Annotated in this window: 11 protein-coding genes and 2 pseudogenes; 5 read left to right on the forward strand and 8 right to left on the reverse strand. The window is 71.2% G+C overall.

Features of this window, described 5'->3' with window-relative positions; all coding sequences use genetic code 11:
* Both BUE43_RS35740 and BUE43_RS34520 read right to left on the reverse strand, forming a co-directional pair.
* A pseudogene (locus tag BUE43_RS35740) lies at window positions 1-1,351 on the reverse strand (hypothetical protein); the annotation flags it as partial.
* A gap of 70 nt (window positions 1,352-1,421) precedes the next feature.
* Window positions 1,422-2,351 (reverse strand): hypothetical protein, encoded by a 930-nt coding sequence (locus BUE43_RS34520; protein ID WP_073490033.1) that lies wholly within the window; start codon window positions 2,349-2,351, stop codon window positions 1,422-1,424.
* A 443-nt stretch (window positions 2,352-2,794) separates the two neighbouring features.
* Here BUE43_RS34520 and BUE43_RS31475 point away from each other — a divergent pair, with 443 nt between their 5' ends.
* A complete protein-coding gene (locus BUE43_RS31475; RefSeq protein WP_073490003.1) occupies window positions 2,795-5,908 on the forward strand; it encodes an RICIN domain-containing protein in 3,114 nt (1,037 codons plus the stop codon).
* An 86-nt stretch (window positions 5,909-5,994) separates the two neighbouring features.
* Here the strand turns inward: BUE43_RS31475 and BUE43_RS31480 are convergent, their stop codons facing one another.
* Window positions 5,995-6,579, reverse strand: a complete 585-nt coding sequence (locus BUE43_RS31480) for a CGNR zinc finger domain-containing protein (protein WP_073490004.1) — start codon at window positions 6,577-6,579, stop codon at window positions 5,995-5,997.
* Between the two features lie 110 nt (window positions 6,580-6,689).
* Between BUE43_RS31480 and BUE43_RS31485 the strand changes: the two genes are divergently transcribed.
* Both BUE43_RS31485 and BUE43_RS31490 read left to right on the forward strand, forming a co-directional pair.
* Window positions 6,690-7,130 (forward strand): carboxymuconolactone decarboxylase family protein, encoded by a 441-nt coding sequence (locus tag BUE43_RS31485; RefSeq protein WP_073490034.1) that lies wholly within the window; start codon window positions 6,690-6,692, stop codon window positions 7,128-7,130.
* A complete protein-coding gene (locus BUE43_RS31490) occupies window positions 7,127-8,092 on the forward strand; it encodes a phosphotriesterase family protein (RefSeq protein ID WP_073490005.1) in 966 nt (321 codons plus the stop codon). Before BUE43_RS31485 ends, BUE43_RS31490 begins: the two co-directional genes overlap by 4 nt.
* 32 nt (window positions 8,093-8,124) lie before the next feature.
* Here the strand turns inward: BUE43_RS31490 and BUE43_RS31495 are convergent, their stop codons facing one another.
* From BUE43_RS31495 to BUE43_RS31505, 3 genes are all read right to left on the reverse strand, one after another.
* The gene (locus BUE43_RS31495) at window positions 8,125-8,811 is read right to left on the reverse strand and encodes an RNA polymerase sigma factor (protein ID WP_073490006.1); all 687 of its coding nucleotides are present in this window, start codon (window positions 8,809-8,811) and stop codon (window positions 8,125-8,127) included.
* Window positions 8,801-9,211, reverse strand: coding sequence for a hypothetical protein (locus BUE43_RS31500; RefSeq protein WP_073490007.1), 411 nt, complete (start codon window positions 9,209-9,211; stop codon window positions 8,801-8,803). Before BUE43_RS31500 ends, BUE43_RS31495 begins: the two co-directional genes overlap by 11 nt.
* Window positions 9,212-9,278: 67 nt before the next feature.
* A complete protein-coding gene (locus BUE43_RS31505) occupies window positions 9,279-10,055 on the reverse strand; it encodes a GNAT family N-acetyltransferase (RefSeq protein WP_327083657.1) in 777 nt (258 codons plus the stop codon).
* A 218-nt stretch (window positions 10,056-10,273) separates the two neighbouring features.
* Here BUE43_RS31505 and BUE43_RS31510 point away from each other — a divergent pair, with 218 nt between their 5' ends.
* Together BUE43_RS31510 and BUE43_RS31515 are read left to right on the forward strand one after the other, a co-directional pair.
* On the forward strand, window positions 10,274-12,142 hold the full coding sequence (locus tag BUE43_RS31510) for a glycoside hydrolase family 35 protein (protein WP_083960368.1): 1,869 nt from the start codon (window positions 10,274-10,276) through the stop codon (window positions 12,140-12,142).
* A gap of 388 nt (window positions 12,143-12,530) precedes the next feature.
* Window positions 12,531-12,902: pseudogene (locus BUE43_RS31515) on the forward strand (transposase); the annotation flags it as partial.
* Window positions 12,903-13,166: 264 nt separating this feature from the next.
* On the opposite strand, the gene BUE43_RS31520 reads toward BUE43_RS31515, so the two are convergent.
* Together BUE43_RS31520 and eccB are read right to left on the reverse strand one after the other, a co-directional pair.
* Window positions 13,167-15,371 (reverse strand): hypothetical protein, encoded by a 2,205-nt coding sequence (locus BUE43_RS31520; RefSeq protein WP_073490009.1) that lies wholly within the window; start codon window positions 15,369-15,371, stop codon window positions 13,167-13,169.
* Window positions 15,368-16,798: a type VII secretion protein EccB gene (eccB, locus tag BUE43_RS31525; RefSeq protein WP_073490010.1), complete on the reverse strand. Its 1,431-nt coding sequence runs from the start codon at window positions 16,796-16,798 to the stop codon at window positions 15,368-15,370. Before eccB ends, BUE43_RS31520 begins: the two co-directional genes overlap by 4 nt.
* Window positions 16,799-16,811 lie beyond the last annotated feature (13 nt).

Here is a 16,811-nt window from a genome sequence, read left to right on the forward strand (position 1 = left end):
CCTGCGCGGCCTGTGCGAGTCGGGCGGCGGCAGCGGCGTGCGATTCGGCGTTGGCCCGCCACCGTTTCGCGTTCTCCTCATGCGCCTTGGCCTTGCCCGCGGCATCCGTGGCCGCCGCCTCCGCCGCGATCGCGTCCACCGCGTGCGCCGCGGTCTCCGCCGCGCCCTTGGCGGCCTCGGCCGAGCCGGCCATGCCCTGCACGACCTTGGCCCACTGCGCCCCGTGCGGCATCCCGTTCTGCACCAGGATGTCCACCTGCGTGCCTGCCCCGGCCGCCGCGGCCCTGGCGTCCTGCGCGTCCTTCACGGCGTAGCCGACGAAACGGGCGACCTCGTCCTTGGCCCGCTGATACAACTCCGGGTGGTAGGAGCCCCCGGCCTGATCGGAGGCCAGGGTCCGGGCGGCCTCGCGGGAGACGTTCGCCGCCGAGGTCATGTCGTTCGCGGCGCGCTCCAACGCTCGCACCCCGTCCGCATGCGCGGCAAGGAGGTTCTGGCGGGCCCGCATCGCCCGCGCGGTCCGCTGCGCCGCCTCGGAGGCCGCCTCGGCCTCCTTGCGCTTGCGCTCCAACTCCTCCAGCTGCTTGTCCCGCGCCTGCGCGTCCCGCTGCGCCGCGGCCAGGTAGCCCGTCTTCAGGAACTCCTCAATCGCCGCATCGCCCGCCGCCAACGCCGCCTTCGCCGCGGCGGAGACCTCCGGGGTGCCCCGGTCGGCCGCCAGCTGCACGTGCGCGCGGCGGCGTTGTTTGAGTTCCTTGTCGTAGGCGCCGTCCCGGCGGTCCTGCTCGGCGGCGATGTCCCGCCCGAACGCCAGGAAGTCCGCCCGGTCATGGGCGTTGCCCTTCAACGCCCGCTCCACCGCGGCGTTGAACACCGGACCACCCGTCCCCGCCAGGGACTCGATCAGGGCACGGTTACGGGCATCCGCCTCGTCCTTGCGTTTCCTGGCCTGGGCCTTGGCGTCCTGCTGCCCGTGGTCGAAGAACCGCTGGATCGCCCCAGCGTCCCCGGCCTCGGCCTTCTTCAGGGTCTCGCGGGCGGCGGTCCGGACTTCCTCGTCCTCGTCGAACGCGGCGATGTCGGCGAGCAGGTCCAGCTGCAACTGCCGCAACACCGCGTCCTGATCCGGATCCTCGGCCGGCGACGAGGACGACTTGTTCTCGGCGGTGGCACCCTGCGCCGGCGACTGGGACTGACCGCGCAGTCCCACCCATCCGGTGGGAAGGGCCGCCGCCGTCCCCTGCGCGGCCGCCGCACCCGTGAGCACCGTGGCCAAGATCAGCACGACGGCGCGGCGGAACCAGTTCGGGACCAGCGTTCCACGTCGTGGTCTTCGCGATAACTTACGCATCACAAAACACGCCCCATAATTCGTAGGAACAGGCGGGGATTCAGCGGGATTTCGGAAGGGGTTCCGTTGTTCAGGGGCGTTTGGTCATGCGGTCGTAACCGGCCTGGGACTGCCCCCACACATCCGCCCACTGACGCGACTGGTCACCGGCGAAGGTGTTCTCCCCGGTCCAGTTGTCACGATTCTTCTTCGCACCCGAAGCGATCGCCGACCACACGGGCCCGGCCTCGGTGTTCGCCCGGTCGATCACCGTCTGCCAGTACCGGGCCTGCTCGGCGCACAACCGCTGCTCGTCCTCCCACGCCTTCCGCGCCGCCTCGGCCTTCTCCCGGCTGGTGGCCCACGCCCGCGCCGCCACCGCCCGCGCCTGCTCCGCGGCCGCATCACCCGCGGCCAACGCCTCCCGCTCCGCCTCCTGCGCGTCCGCCACCAATCCAGGGATCACCGCCAGGAACCGCACACCCGCGTCCTGCGACCGCAGACGGAAGATCTCCACATCCACCGCCGCCGCGGCCATCCACCCCGTCGCGTAGAACGCCCGCACATCGGCATCGGTGGCACCGGGGCGGATCGCGTGCTGGGCGGCCAGCCGCACCTGCTCACCCGGATCACTCTGCGCCAGCAGCCGCACGAAGTCCCGCTCGGCCTGCGCGATCACCTGCCGGTGCTGCTCATCCGCCTCCCGCGCCGCGTCATCCAGCGCCTTGGCCTCGGCGAACCCCGTCCGCGCGAACCGCTCCCGATCCGCATCCGTGCCCTTGAGCGCCTGTTGCGCGGCGGCGTGCACCCGCGGGGAGAACTGCGGGCTGTAGGTGTTGGCCACGCGCTGGGCGAAATCCCGGTTCCGCGCGGCGTTCTGTTGCGCCCGCTCCCGAGCCTCCCGGAACCCCGAGGCCACGAACCGCCGCAACGCGGGCTCGCCCTCATCCGAACGCAACGCCTGCCACGCCGCGACCCGCACCAACGCCTCGGAGTGGTACAGCGCGACCTGCCGAACCATCGGATACCACGGCGACTGCTCGATACCAACAGACCGCGTCTCCACCTCGACCGCGGGAAACGGCGCGGCCAGAGCGGTGGGCGCGCCGGAAACCAAGATCATTGTTGCCGCCGCGAGCCCGGTAAACGTGACACGTAAACGCACGAACGCCCCCCAGTAATGTGTCGGAGTCACGCGATTACCAGCCGCTGGACTATGGCACAACACGTGACCGGGATCAGCGGATGGTGATCCCGGTCACAGTGGTCGGAAATCTGTCATCACGGCCGGGTTGCGGTTCGGTGACGGTTCAACCACCTGGTTGACCCGCATTTCCTCCCGGTCAACGATTCTGGGGCGCGGGCCGCGTTCGCGCGCTATTTGGTTTCTTTTCTCTGTCACGGGGGATTTCTTTGAGAAAATCCTGTCAGTCCGCGGTGCCGGGGACACGGCCGCGTCGTGCGTTGCGGGGGATCGCGGCCAGCGCCGTGCTCGCCGCGACCATCGGCCTGGCCTTACCCCTGTCGGCCGCGGCCGCCCAGCAGCCAGCCCAACCCGGACCTGTTTCCCCGCAACCGAATCCGTCCGCTTCCGCCGGCTCCGGGGACCCGAAGTCCCCGGCGGAGCAGAAGCCGCTGACCCTGGCGATCGGCACGTTGCCGGACAAGCCCGAGCTCGCGGCACGCCAGCAACCCGCGGCGGCACCGGCGCCTCAGTCCACCGATGTGGAGAAGGGCAAGGCCGCGGCGGAGCTCGGCATCGTCGCGGGTCCGGAGTTGTTGGTGCTCAACGACCGCAACTTCACCGCCGCCATGTACTACGCGGCTGACGACCTGGACAAGCCGCACCCGCTGGAGCCCGAGCACCAGAAGGTGAAGGAGGCGGCCATCGCCGCCCTCGGGGCCAACGACGACGAGTGCACCACCTTCATCAGGACCGGCATGGCCGCGGCGAACAAGCAGGACCAGCAGATCGTCGCCGAGCGCCGCAAGAAGCAGGAGGAGGACCGCGCGGTCAAGGCCAAGGCCGCCGGTGCTCTCGGCATCAAGGTCGACGACGCGGTGCTGTCGAAGTCGGTCTACGACTTCATCGTCCACTTGGAACTCAACGCCGACAACCACAAGGACGCCGCGGTCAAGGAAGCGGCGCGCGCGGCGTTGAAGGGCACCGCCGAGGCCCAGTGGACCTTCCTCACGGTCGGCGTCTTCGACGAGCACAAGAAGGACGTCGACCGCCTCATCCAGGAGGACAAGGACAAGACCGAGGCCGAGAAGGCCGCGGCGCTGTCCCGTGAAGCCAAGGCGAACGCCGCATGGCACGCCCTGGGGATCAAGGCCGACGACGCCCTGCTCAACCTGAGCGACCAGGACTTCGTCATCGAGATCTGGAACCGCGCTCCCCGTGACACCGAGGTCCACGGCGCCGCCGAGGCCGCCGTGCGCAGCCGGAATCCCGCGGACTGGAAGTACTTCATCGACAAGGGCGCCAAGGAGGCGCACCTCCGCGACATCGAGAACGCGCTCAAGAAACGCGACGACGAGTACATCCGCCAGATCGGCGAGATCCGCACCCGGGCCGTGAAGAGCCTGGTGCGTCCCGCGTTGGTCGCGGCCGCCGACGCGGCCCTGGCCGGGAGCCCGGTCGACCGGGAGCGGTTCGTCCGGGTCGGCCAGCACCAGCACCTCACCCAGTCCCTGCGCGCCATCACCTCGCTCGGACCGGACATCTACCTCACCGACAGCAACGGTGACGCGGTGCTGAAGGAATGGCAGCCGGGTGACCGCCCGGAGCAGGCGTGGAAGATCGAGGCGGGGCTGAGCGACCCGACCTGCTTCTCGTTCCAGTCGGTCACTCGTCCCAACAACTACCTGCACTGGCGCAAGAACGCCGGAGGCCACTACCGCGCCTTCGTCGGCGTGGACCCCTCCGACGGCTCCAACGCCTTCAAGGTCGAGGCGACCTGGTGCGTGCGGGGCGGCGGGAACACGGTCGTCATCTCTCCGGTCAGCGCGCCGAACAAGTACCTCTTCGTTCCTGGTGTCCGGGACGACGAGGGCACGGCCGGTCCGGCGGTCTGGAACGTCGAGTCCCCCCAACCGCCCACCCCGTTCGACCGGCGCTACGCCTCGGACCAGAAGCTCAGGGACAGCCTCGGCAAGCCGGTGCGCGACCCCGTACTGGACAAGGACAACCTCGGGTACCGGGAGTACGAGAAGGGCCGCCTCTACCGCACCCGCAACGACCACGGGGACTTCGTCCGAACTGATGTCCACGTGGTCTACAACGGTCCGGTCCTCGACAAGCTCGTGGAGATGGGCGGGCCGAACGCGCTCGGCGGGAAGTTCAACGACCAGGCGCCGGCCAAGGACGGCAAGGGGCAGGTGGTGCGGGTCGACCGTCCCCGGGCGGGTGGTCAGAACCTGTACATCATCTGGAGCCAGGCGACCGGCGCCCACGAGGTCCACGGTCTGATCGGCGAGACCTGGGCCAAGGCGGGCGGGGAGACCGGGCCGTTCGGGTACCCCACGACCGACGAGTCCGGCTTCGGCAGCGAGGGCAACCGGTTCAACCACTTCACCGGCGGGTCGATCTACTACCTGCCGAAGGTCGGAATCCGGACCACGCGGGGTGAGATCCACCAGAAGTTCGCGTCCCTGGGCCGGCACGAGGGGCCGTTGGGCCACCCCGTCGGCGAGGAGACCACCTTCGGCACCGAGGGCGGGCGCTTCCAGCGGTTCGCCACCGGGTCGGTCTACTACACCCCGAAGACCGGCGCCGTGGCGATCCACGGCGAGTTCCACAAGAAGTTCGCCGAGTTCAAGTACGAGGCCGGGCCCCTGGGGTACCCGCTGAACGAGGCCGCCGCCACGTCGGACGGCGTGGGCCGGTACATCAACTTCAGCCAGGGCGGCGGCGGGATCTACTGGCACCCCGCGACCGGCGCGCACCTGGTGTACGGGGCCATCCGGGGCAAGTGGAACGAGCTCGGCGCGGAGAAGTCCTACCTGGGCTACCCGACCACCGACGAGTTCGACCTGCCCAAGGGACGTCGCAACGTCTTCCAGGGCGGTCGGATCGACTGGAGCAACGACGGCGGGCACACGATCGCCTACAAGGTCCTCACCATGACGCCGGGCGCGATCGCGCTCAGGGGTGTCCAGTCAGGACGGTGCCTGCAGGTCGCGGGCATCAACCAGGACGCGCACGCGGACCTGGCCGGAACCGAGATCTGGGACTGCATCGGCGGCGCGCCGAAGCAGATCTGGGACCTGGTGAGCCTGGGCGACAACAAGTACGCGCTCAAGAACCGGAACTCCGGCAAGTGCCTGGACCTCCGCTACGGTGACCTGAGCAACACCACCCCGATCGTCCAGTACAGCTGCCACTACGGCTCCACCCAGCAGTGGGAGTTCACGACCGCGGCGGACAACACGGTGGCGCTGCGCAGCGTCCACTCCGCGAAGGTCGCGGACGTGATCGGACCCAAGACCGAGAACGGGGCCTACGTCGGGCACTACGCCGACCTCGCCGGCGTCAACCAGCGTTGGACCGTGATCCAGGTCAGCACCACCAAGTAAGCGCGCAGACGCGCGCACGAACGCGCCGGCTCCAGGCTCTTGCCTGGAGCCGGTGTCGTTTTTGGTTGTCCGCCTGCGAGGGCGGCTCAACGAAGATCGGATTTGTCGGGAGCGGCCGCGGTGCGGCGGGCGCGCAGGGCGCGGACCCTGCCACGGCTCGCGCACGTCGGCGAGGGGCACCAACGACGGCGCCCGGCCGAGTCGACGAACACGCCTCGGCAGTCGTGTTCCGGGCAGCTCTTCAGGGCGTGCCGGTCGGCGCTGGTCAGATGGTCCACGGCCTGGTGGGCGATGCGGGCGAGGGCGTCGCCGACCGTCGCCGGGGGTTCGCGCCGCAGTCGGTCGTCCACAGTGAACCGGATCGCGCTGCTGTGTCCACTGAGGAAGGTTTCCAGTTCCGCTGCCGCGTCCGCAGGCGGCGGTGTCTGGTCCATAGTGGACAGTGCGAGGGCGCGTAGTGCCTCACGCAGGCGCCAGGTCTGGCGGAGATCCTCTTCGTTGGGCGCCCTGGTCGGCGTGAGCTCGCAGTGCTCCAGCCACTCGCCGAGCCGCTCCGGCGTGCTGAGCCGCTCCACGGGGTTCGCGCTGAACGTGCGGCCCCGGGTGGCGAGCAGGTTCAGCCACACGGCGCCGCAGTCGAAGCGGAAGGCGAGCGCGTCCTCTTTCCCCACCCGGCGAGTGTAACGCTCTGGTCGTTACGTGTGCTAGCGTCCGCTGTAACGCATCAACCGTTACAGCGGGTCGGCGCGGGACGGCACCGACCCCGGACAAGGGCGTGATCATGACGACGACACCGTCGCTGCCGGAACAGCTGACCCCGGCCCGGCTGGACCGCGACGAGGCGTACCGGGTGCTCGACCTGCTGCAGGACCGGGCCAGCCAGCAGGCGACCCTGCCCGGCCTGGACCAGCTCGCCCCCGGGTTCCCCGACTGGATCGTCACCGCCCTGTTCGGCGGCACCTATCTCCGCGAGGGGCTGTCCCCGCGCGACCGGCAGTTGGTGAACCTGGCGGCCCTGACCGCACTCGGCGGTGTCGACCCGCAGTTGGCCAGCCACGTCCGGACCTCACTGCGGGTTGGCATGAGCCGCAAGGACATCGTCGAGGTCTTCGTCCACCTGGCGCCCTACGTCGGTGTGCCCAAGGCCCTGGCCGGGCTGCGCGTGGCCGCCGCCGCGCTCGCCGAGGCGGAGAACGCCGACGAGCAGGAGGCGACACGATGACGATCACGGCGACGACGGCGATCACGGTGACGGCCTCGGGGACCGGCACGACGACCGGCGCGATCCGAACCGTGCTCGGGGATGTCCTGCCCGGGGAACTGGGTGTCTGCGACGCCCACGACCACCTGTTCCTCCGCTCCCCGCTGATGCCAGGGCACGAACTGGACGACCCCGGGGCCGCCCTCGCCGAGCTGGACGCCTTCGCCGCCGCCGGCGGACAGGCGGTGGTGCAGTGGACGCCCCGGGGGATGGGGCGGCACCTCCATGCGCTGCCCGACCTGTCCCGGCGTTCCGGCGTGCGCCTCGTCGCCGCGACCGGGATGCACCAGGCCAAGCACTACGGCCAGGCCGATCTGACGCCCGGCGTCGACGAGCTGGCCGAGCTGTTCGTCCACGAGTTGACCAGCGCGCCGGTGCGGGCCGGGATGATCAAGGTCGCCGGGGCGTACCACCACCTGGACGACCACGCGCGGCACGTGATGGCCGCCGCTGCCGGCGCGCACCACGCCACCGGAGCTCCCATCGGCGTCCACCTGGAGGCCGGCACCGCCGCACTGGACGTGCTCGATCTGCTGTGCGGAACACACGGTGTCGCCCCGGACCGAGTGCTCCTGGGCCACGTGCACCGGTTCCCGGACCCGGCCATCCACCAACAGGTCGCCGAGGCCGGGGCGTTCCTGGTCTTCGACGGCCCTTCCCGTCCGCACCACGGCACCGACTGGCGTCTGCTGGCCAGCCTGCGCGCCCTCGTCGACGCCGGGCACGCCCACCAGATCCTGCTCGGCGGAGACACGGTCACCTCCGGCGCGCGGTCCACCGCGGACGGTCCCGGGATGCCGTTCCTGTTGACCGGACTGCGTCCCAGGATCGAACGGGAACTCGGCGCCGACGTCGCGGCCGCGATCCTCACCCGGAACCCGGCTCGCGCGTTCGCGGTCGACTGGCGCGACAGTCCTCGGTGAGGCAGCGGGAGATCAGTCCAGTCGATCAGTCCTCAACGGACGAAGGCGCGCACCTGCGCGATCAGCCGGTCCGGAACCGGATCAGTGCGGTTCAGCCGGCCGACCGCACCGCGCAGCGCGTCCCATCGGCTTCCCGGGCGTAACGCCTCGCGCAAGGCGGCCGCGCCACCCGGGTCGCTTCCTCCACCGGCACCTCCGATGCGGCGTGGCGTGGAGAGGGAGGACGCCCGCCGCATGGGGCGGAGGACGCGCTCCGTCTCGATCGCCGCGACTCTGATCAACCAGCCCGGGAGCTGGGTGCCGCCTATTTCCCGAATCTGGCGTAAGAATCCGAGCCACACCGTCGCGACGACGTCCTCAGCCTGCCCTCGGTTCGCTCCGTTTCCCCGTGCGACGTGCCAGATCAGGGGGGTCAACTCCGAGACGAGGGCGGCCAACGCCTCCTGGTTCCCGGCCCGTGCGGCCTCCAGGCAGGCGGCGTGCCGCGCCACGCCGTCAAGGCCCTCCCAACGGCGGTCAGGAGCGACGACCTTCTCGTTCTCCCCGGTGGGGGCGGAAACAGGTGGAGCGCCGGTGAAAGCGGGGGTTTGCCGGGCGAGCGCGCTCAACAGCTCGGCGTCGGCGCCGGGGCGGGTCGGCTCCGGTGACGTCGACCGGAACGCGGGCGTGTTCCGCGCGAGCGCCCGGACGAGCTGGCCCCAGAAGGAGTCACTCCGCATCGTTGCTCCCTGTTCTCGCGGTGACGGTGGGAGGTTCGTCGCGGGTCTCGGCTCGCTTCCTGCGGGCTCGGGGCGGGGACTGGTCCTTCCGGGGCGCGTTCGACGACCCCGTCGGCAGCGTCACCTGGCTGGCGAGCTGCGCCACGACCAGCGGCGCGGCGATGCCGATCGCCAGCGCGCCGAAGGGCCCGCCGACCTGGCCGGCGCTGCCCGCCGCCGCGGCCAGGCCGCCGCCCACGGTGAGCCGGATGACCACCGAGATCAGGAGGGGCGCCGGGCCGGGCTCACCGGGCTGCCTCCACGGCCAACCGCCCGTGCGCCGGATGGCTCCGGCGAAGTCCAGCCCCTCGACGGCGAAACCACCGAACAGACCCCATAACGCGCACTCGACGACACCCACACCGCGCAGGGTAGCGACCAACTCCGACGATCAACTCCGACGCGGGCGAACGTCGTCGTGCCGGGGATCACTTCGCGGTGCGGTAGTGGTAGCCGCAGATCTCGGCAAACCCCGCCTGTTCGTACAACCGGCGAGCCGGGACGTTGTCCTGTTCCACCTGGAGATAGAGCTGGTCGGCCTGGTGGGCGCCGGCCCAGTCCGCGAGGGCGGCCAGCACGCGGCGGGCCGCGCCCCCGCCCCGGGCGTGGGGGAGCGTCGCCATGCCGAACACGCCGGCCCAGCCGGTGTCGGCGACCGCACGACCCACCGCGACGACCTCGTCCCCGACCACCACGCGCGCGTAGCCGCACGGCCGTTCCACGCGTTCGAGCATGTCCCATTCGGATCGGGGGTTGCCGCCGTGTCCGTGCACGGCGTGCCAGACGTCGAACCAGGCGCGCGTCGGGTGGTCGTCGACCTCAACCCCGGGCGGGTTCGCCGACAGTCGACTCAGGACGTGTGCGGTCGAGGCGGTCTGGAGCGACATCGGGCTTTCCCAGCGGTAGCCGCGTTCTTCCAACAGTGTGTCGAGTTCCGGTGGACAGGCGCCCGGAGTGATCTGGAACCGGGCGACAGTGCCGTAAGCGGCGTGGAACTTCTCCGCCGCGGCGACGCGGAGCTCCAACTCGCCCGGCCCCGCCTCGCCGTGGGGCAGCACCGTGCCCACCCACCAGGCACAGCGGGGAGCGTGGCGCAGCCACCAGCCCTTCGCGTGCTCCACCCGTTCCGCGGGAAGAGCCAGGGCGGTTCTCTCCTGCAGGCCTCGGACCAGCTCCGGGTCGGTGGCGACGGACACCGCTGACACAGGCACCTCCTCCGGGACCGTCGGCGACGGACTCCTCCCGATCTTGGCGCAGGCACGTCCGGTTGGGGAACACGCGCGGGGACGGTGGTCGCGGATGCCCAGGGGGGCGCGGACGAAGACGGGGTTCCCACGAACAGTCGGTTGCCCACTGCCCAGAGATGCTCAAGACTGATCGATAAGCAACATCTTCGAACACAACTGCTCGAAGGGATGCGCACATGAGCAGCGTCAGCAGACGGGGCTTCCTGGGCGCGGTCGGCGCGGTCGGCGCTGTCGCCGCCTCCGCCGGTGTGGCTGGGGCAAGCCCGCGCACCGTGCTCGCCCAGGCCGGCCACCCCTCCGGCCTGACCGTGGACGGCGACCGCTTCCTGCTGGACGGCAAGCCGTTCCAGATCGTCTCGGGCGCCGTCCACTACTTCCGGATCCACCCGGACCTGTGGCGGGACCGGCTGCTCCGACTGCGGGCGATGGGGCTGAACACGGTCGAGACGTACGTCGCGTGGAACTTCCACGAGCCACGACGCGGCGAGGTGGACTTCGACGGGTGGCGCGACCTGCCGAGGTTCGTCCGGACCGCCGGTGAGCTGGGACTCAAGGTGGTGTTCCGGCCCGGCCCCTACATCTGCGCCGAGTGGGATCTCGGGGGACTGCCCCCCTGGCTGCTGGCCAACCCGGAAACGGCGCTGCGCTGCGGAGATCCGGAGTACACCCGCGCCGTGGACACGTGGTTCGCCCACCTCATCCCGACGGTCGCGCCGCTCCAGGCATCCCGGGGCGGGCCGGTGATCGCCGTGCAGGTGGAGAACGAGTACGGCAGCTACGGCAACGACCAGGAGCACCTGCGGCACATCGCGGAGCTGTTGCGGCGGCACGGCATCGACAGCTTGTTGTTCTGCTCCAACGGCACGGCGGACTACATGCTGCGCGGCGGCAATCTGCCGGACGTGCTCGCCACCGCGAACTTCTCCGGCGACCCGAAGGAGCCGTTCGACGCCCTGCGCCGCTACCAGCCCCACGGGCCGCTGTGGTGCACCGAGTTCTGGAACGGCTGGTTCGACCACTGGGGCGAGAAGCACCACGTCACGGACCCCGCCAAGGAAGCGTCCCATGTGGACAGGATTCTCGCCGCCGGCGGCTCGGTGAACCTCTACATGGCGGCGGGGAGCACCAACTTCGGCTGGGGGAGCGGCGCCAACTTCGACGACGGCAGCAGGACCTACCAGCCCACCGTCACCAGCTACGACTACGACGCTCCCGTGAGCGAGTCGGGCGAGCTGACCGAGAAGTTCCACCGGCTCCGCGCCGTGATCGGCAAGTACGTCACCCTGCCCGACGAGCCACTGCCCGCGAGCCCTGCCCGGCTGCCGGCGCGGACAGTGCGGCCGACGCAGCGGGTCGGACTGCTCGACTCGCTCGGCCGACTCGCCGAACCCGTCCGCGTCGCGGCCCCCGTCCCCATGGAGCGCCTGGGCCAGCCCCACGGGCTGATCCACTACCGCACGACCGTCCAGGGGCCGCGCGCGAAGCGAAGCCTGCGCGTGCCGGGACTGGGCGACCGCGCGCTCGTCTTCCTCGACGGCAAGGAGATCGGGCTGCTCGACCGCAACAAGCCGGACCAGGGCGTCGACGTCGCGGTCACCGGCGACTCCGCCCGGCTGGAGCTGCTGGTCGACGCCGGCGGGCGACTCAACTTCGGGCAGAACCTCAACGACACCAAGGGAATCCGTGGCAACGTCCTGCTCGGCGCCCAGGCGCTGTTCAACTGGGAGATCTTCCCGTTGCCCCTGGACGACCTCCGCCACCTGCGCTTCTCCAGCCGACCGCCGACACTGCCGGGTCCGGTGTTCCACCGCGCGACTCTCCGCGTCGACCAGCCGGCGGACGGGTTTCTCGCATTACCCGGATGGCGGAAGGGCCTGTTGTGGCTCAACGGCTTTCTGCTCGGCCGGTACTGGGACATCGGCCCACAACGCACCCTCTACGCACCGGCGCCCCTGTGGCGACCAGGGGTGAACGAGCTGATCGCGCTCGAACTCCACCACGCCGGCCCCACCATCGAGCTCCGAGAGGCACCCGACCTCGGATAGATCAGTTTTCCGAGTCGGTAGTCCTACGCGCGCGAAGGCACCAGACGAACCACAACCCTGGGCGGATGACGAAACCCAGACAACGGTTGCCTCCGCAACCAGCGGCGGCAACCGTTGGTCTCGTGGTACCGCTCCTGCTCCTGATGTTGGTGCTGTGTGCCTCCCATCAGCCCCTCCGCGAGGTGATCGGTTGGAGCCGGTTCGACTCGTTTTACGCCTAAGTAGGCAGTTCAGAATGAGCTGGGGTGCCGGCTTTGCCTGTGACACAGGGCGTACCAAGATCAGCGCGTGCGTGAGAAGGTCCTGACCGACCAGCTGTGACCGTCTGGAGCCCTTGATCCCGGTGCACCCGCGACGGTTCCGTCATCCCGGCCGCGAACCCGCCGACGGCGGCAACCGCAACGACGTCACCCAACTGATCCCACTGATCGACGCCATCCCGCCGATCCGAGGCGTGGTCGGCACACCACGCCGTCGACCACGCCGTCGAACATGCAGGCTCTACGCCGACCGCGGCTACGACCACGACAAGTACCACTGGCCTGGTCCGCACCGCGGCACCACCTCGCTCATCGCCCACCGCGGTGTGGAGCACGGCTCCGGCCTGGATGGGCGCCGCTGGCCGGTCGAGCGAACCTTCACCTGGATCAAAGACTTCCGACGACTCCGCGTCCGCACCGAACGACGAGCCGACGTCCACCAAGCGATGCTCAGCCTGGCCTGCTCGATCATCCGCCTACGCGAGCTCATTCTGAACTGATCACTAAGCCGGCATCGCGTTCGGCGCCTCCGTCGGGGGATGTCGGCTCAACATCCGCCCACTGAACTCGTCGTGGAGTTCGTTCGGCGCTGGCCTCATTCTCGCGGGCCTGAGCGCCACCGTGTGTGGCATCGCGTTCCGGGTGATGCTCGCGATCGCCTTCTCGGGCTGGCGTTCACCGCCCTAGCTTGGGTTTCCACCATGTGCTGGGCTTTCCCGCGACCCTAGGCTGGGCGTAGTCAGCCTCCGTGTCCGCAGCTGTGTTCAGCGCAGGCCGATGGCGTGGTGGAAGCGTCCCGGGTTGTCCAGGCTCTGTTGCTGGTGGGTGGGGACCGCGTCGCGGTTGGCCGCCATGCTCGACAGTCGGTCCAGTGTGGACGCGTCGCGCCCGTCCGGCTCCTCCCTGATGACCTCGCGGAGCAGGACTCGGTGCGTGGCGGGCAGGTTTCCACCGGTGATCTCGTGCACCGCCAGCACCTTGAACCGGCCGCCTGGTGGGAAGATCACCCGTCGGTACTCCGGCCCCTCCGCGTCGGTGAACATCTCGATCCGTCGCGCGGTCAGCGCCCACACCAGGAACTCGACGTTGCCCGGCAGCGAGACGAACGGGGTGGCCAGGGCGTGCAGGAAGCCGTCCTCGGTGAGGATCGCGCCCGGCCGGTATTGCTCCCACAGCTCGGGGTCGACCTCCGCCGAGCACAGCACCGGGCCGCGGTAGGAGGGCAGTCGGCGCAGTCCGGAGACCACGCACCCGGCGTACGGTCGGAACGCGCCGAGGTGGCCGGTGCGCTGCGCCCGGTCGAAGCCCTGGTCCACGGCCTCCGCGTAGACCCGGACGGCGACCAGATCCGTCACCACGGCGTCCTGGCCGTCCTCGTCGGCGCGTGGCCCCGGCCAGTTCGCCAGCAACCGCGTCACCGCGCCGGCGTAGCCGTCGTACCGGGAGCCCAGCGTCCGGCGCAGCCATTCCCGCTCGCGCGGCTCGCTGTGGTGATCGCGGGTGATCCGGTCCGACCCGGGCTCCTCGGCCGGCTCTGGCTCGTCGGCGGTACGGGGCTCGCTGACCGAAGCGAGTTCGTCGGCCGAAGCCGGTTCGCCGACCGAAGCCGGATCGTCGACCGGAGGTGGTTCGTCGGTCGGCTTCGGCTCGGGAGTGGCCGGCTCGGGAGTGGCCGGAGCGGCGGGTTCTCCGGCCAGCTGTGCTGCCAGGGAACCCGGCGGAAGCTCTTCGCTTCGTGCTTCCTCTTCGTCCTGTTCGGACGGTGCGAACACCAGCCGGACCGCCCGCCGGGTGAGGGGGTCGAGGTGTCGGACCAGGTCAGCTGCCGCCTCGGTCAGCTCGCCGGGCCGGTCTCGACCGGGTTCGCCCACGGTGATCCGCGCGTGCCCCGGGTCGAGCGGCACCGCCCGGACCTCGCTGCCGTCCACCGGTTCGCCGGCCGTGCGCACCCACAGCCCGGACTGGACGACCTCCACCGCGACGGTGTCGGTGAGGCGGAACGCCCCGGGGCGGATCTCGTCCAACCCCGGCAGCGGCGCACGGTAGCGGAGCACCTTGGGCACTCCCGGCATGGGCACCCGGCGCGGCCAGTAACCGAGCACCGTGGCGAACGGCCACCACCCCGGCCGCCCATCGGCGGTGATCACACCGTCCACAGTGGACACTCCGGCCCGCACGGCCACCGGTCCGTCGAGCGCGTCCGCGACGAGCTGGCCGAGCGAATCATCGCCGCGCTGATGGGTGCCGTAGGGCGCCAGCGCGACCAGAGCCCGAGCCACCGCCGGCAGCGCTTCCACCAGGTGGCAGATCTCGGACACCGCCACGGCACGGGAGTTCGGGCCGCCGACCACCACGGTCAGGGTGCCCGCTTCGCAGGGCAGGTCGAGCAGAGACGGCGGCGCCCCCAAAGCTCCGTGGTGCAGCCACAACCCGGCCGGGATCGGCTCGACGACCAAGCTGGTCCCGATCTTCACCGCGTGTGGTGGAAGGCCAGATTCCCAGGCAGGCTCAGGGAACCGGTTGCCGCCCTGCCGCGGTGGCTCTCCTGGCCGGAACCACAGCCAGCGGCCGCTGCCACCGTCGGCCAGCACGAACACCGAGCCGCCGGGCACCTGCCGCAGCACACCGTCCGGGGCGACGACCTCCGTCCGCAGCCGCTCGGCGAGGAGGTTCGCCATCGCGCCGGCACCGCCCGAGCCCGCGCGGGAGAGCACCAGCCGCACCGGCCGCCCGGCGGGGAGCAGCGCGGCGAGTCGCACTGTCAGTTCCGGGTCGTCACCGGCGGCCGGGTCGACCACGACCACCGTGCGTCCCCGCTCGGCGGGAAGTGCCCGGGCCAACTCCACCGCCGCGTCCGACGGAACGCCGACCGGGTGGGCGAGCAGCACCGACCCGACCGGGTCGCACGTCAACGCCGAGCTCCGAGGGGCCGGTGCCCGCGCGGTGGTCGGCTGGAGATCCGTCGTCATGGGGTGCTCCGTTGCGTTCTGGCCGCCTCGGGGTCCAGGGCCGGGCCGGTGGGCACGAACGCCAGCACCGAGGTCGGCACGGGCACCGGCGCGGAGCCGTCGTAGCCGAGTGCGCGCGTCACCTCGTCGCTGGGCAGGGGGAACTTGATGCCGACATCGGTGATCAGGTACTTCGTGCCGGCGCGCACGCCGGGCGCCGGTTGCCCGACGACCAGCGCGCCCGCGCCGGCCGCCACCCGCACCTGGTCGGCCGTCCGCTCGTCGGCGGCCCCGGCGCGGGCCGGGCGGCCGGCCGCGGCCACCCGGACCCGGCCCTGGTCGACGGTGACCAGCCGGGCGCCGGCGCCCTCCGCGGCGAAGCCCAGCTCCACGCACAGCGCCCTGCCGTCCAGGTCCGCCGCCGGCGCGGGCGGCTGTCCGGGCAGGCCGCTGCCGCCCTGGGCGGTCGCCGACTTCGGTGCTTCCGCGACCGCCGCCGGGGTCAGGGGGATCGGTCGCACCGGCTGCCCCGGGTACGCCCTGGCGGTGTCGGGATCGGCCAGCAGCAGCGCGAGATCCGTGCCGGACAGCGCGGACAGCCCGTCGGCGCGCACCAGGTAGTGGTCCTTGGCCCCGCCGGTGACCGTCACCTCGAACACCTGGCCCACCCGGGTGGGCTGCCCGGCCACCCGCGGTCCCTGTGCGCCGCGGTCGCGCACCGCCGGCGGGGTCAGGTCCGGACCGGCGGGCAGCGCGTTGAGCCAGGACGGGTCGACCCTGACCGGCGGGCTGCCGCCGAAGCCGAGCGCGACCAGCACGGCCTGGCTGACCACCTTCATCCGCTTGCCGCGCCACACCAGGTAATGCGCGCCGTCCTGGGTGGAGACCGGAACCGCCCGGTCCTCGGGCACCGCCTCGGCCGGCCACGACCGGCCCACCGACACCGCGACGCCCGGCCGGTCGACGGCTCCCGGGGAGCTGACCGCGGCCGAGCACACCTGCCAGGAGTCGGTGACGAGGCGCGGTGGCGCGGGCAGCGCGTCGGGCGCGTCGGGGATGCCCACCGGCAGGCCGTGCGGCACCCCGTCGAGCGAGGACCGGGGCACCGTGCGGACCTCGGCCTTGCCGCCGCCGGCGGCCAGCAGCGCCGAGGTGTAGTTCAGCGCCGGGCGCAGCGTCCCGTCGAGGAACAGGTACCTGCTGCCCGTCTCCTTCTCCACCACGATCGAACCCGGTTGCCGCCAGGAGTCGTCGCCGCCCCGCACCACCAGCCCGTACACCAGGAAGCCCACCATCAGCACCACGCCGAGCAGCGCCCCGAACGCCGCGCCGACGGTGGTCCGCCGCATGGGCGTCTCCTGCGCGTCCGGCTCGCCCCGGACCAGCGCGGACACCAGCCTGCCCACGACGAACAGGTGCGCGTGCAACTGGTCTCGCTTGTTCTGCACGACCGCCTCCCCT

The organism is Streptoalloteichus hindustanus, from assembly GCF_900129375.1.
GTDB classification, from domain to species: domain Bacteria; phylum Actinomycetota; class Actinomycetes; order Mycobacteriales; family Pseudonocardiaceae; genus Streptoalloteichus; species Streptoalloteichus hindustanus.

What these genes read in the sequence shown, in the direction of transcription:
- BUE43_RS34520 (WP_073490033.1), bottom strand. Translation starts at nt 2,351, where the DNA reads ATGGTTCGGCAGGTCGCGCTGTACCACTCCGAGGCGTTGGTGCGGGTC.
- BUE43_RS31485 (WP_073490034.1), top strand. Translation starts at nt 6,690, where the DNA reads ATGACGACGACACCGTCGCTGCCGGAACAGCTGACCCCGGCCCGGCTG.
- BUE43_RS31490 (WP_073490005.1), top strand. Translation starts at nt 7,127, where the DNA reads ATGACGATCACGGCGACGACGGCGATCACGGTGACGGCCTCGGGGACC.
- BUE43_RS31495 (WP_073490006.1), bottom strand. Translation starts at nt 8,811, where the DNA reads ATGCGGAGTGACTCCTTCTGGGGCCAGCTCGTCCGGGCGCTCGCGCGG.
- BUE43_RS31510 (WP_083960368.1), top strand. Translation starts at nt 10,274, where the DNA reads ATGAGCAGCGTCAGCAGACGGGGCTTCCTGGGCGCGGTCGGCGCGGTC.
- BUE43_RS31520 (WP_073490009.1), bottom strand. Translation starts at nt 15,371, where the DNA reads ATGACGACGGATCTCCAGCCGACCACCGCGCGGGCACCGGCCCCTCGG.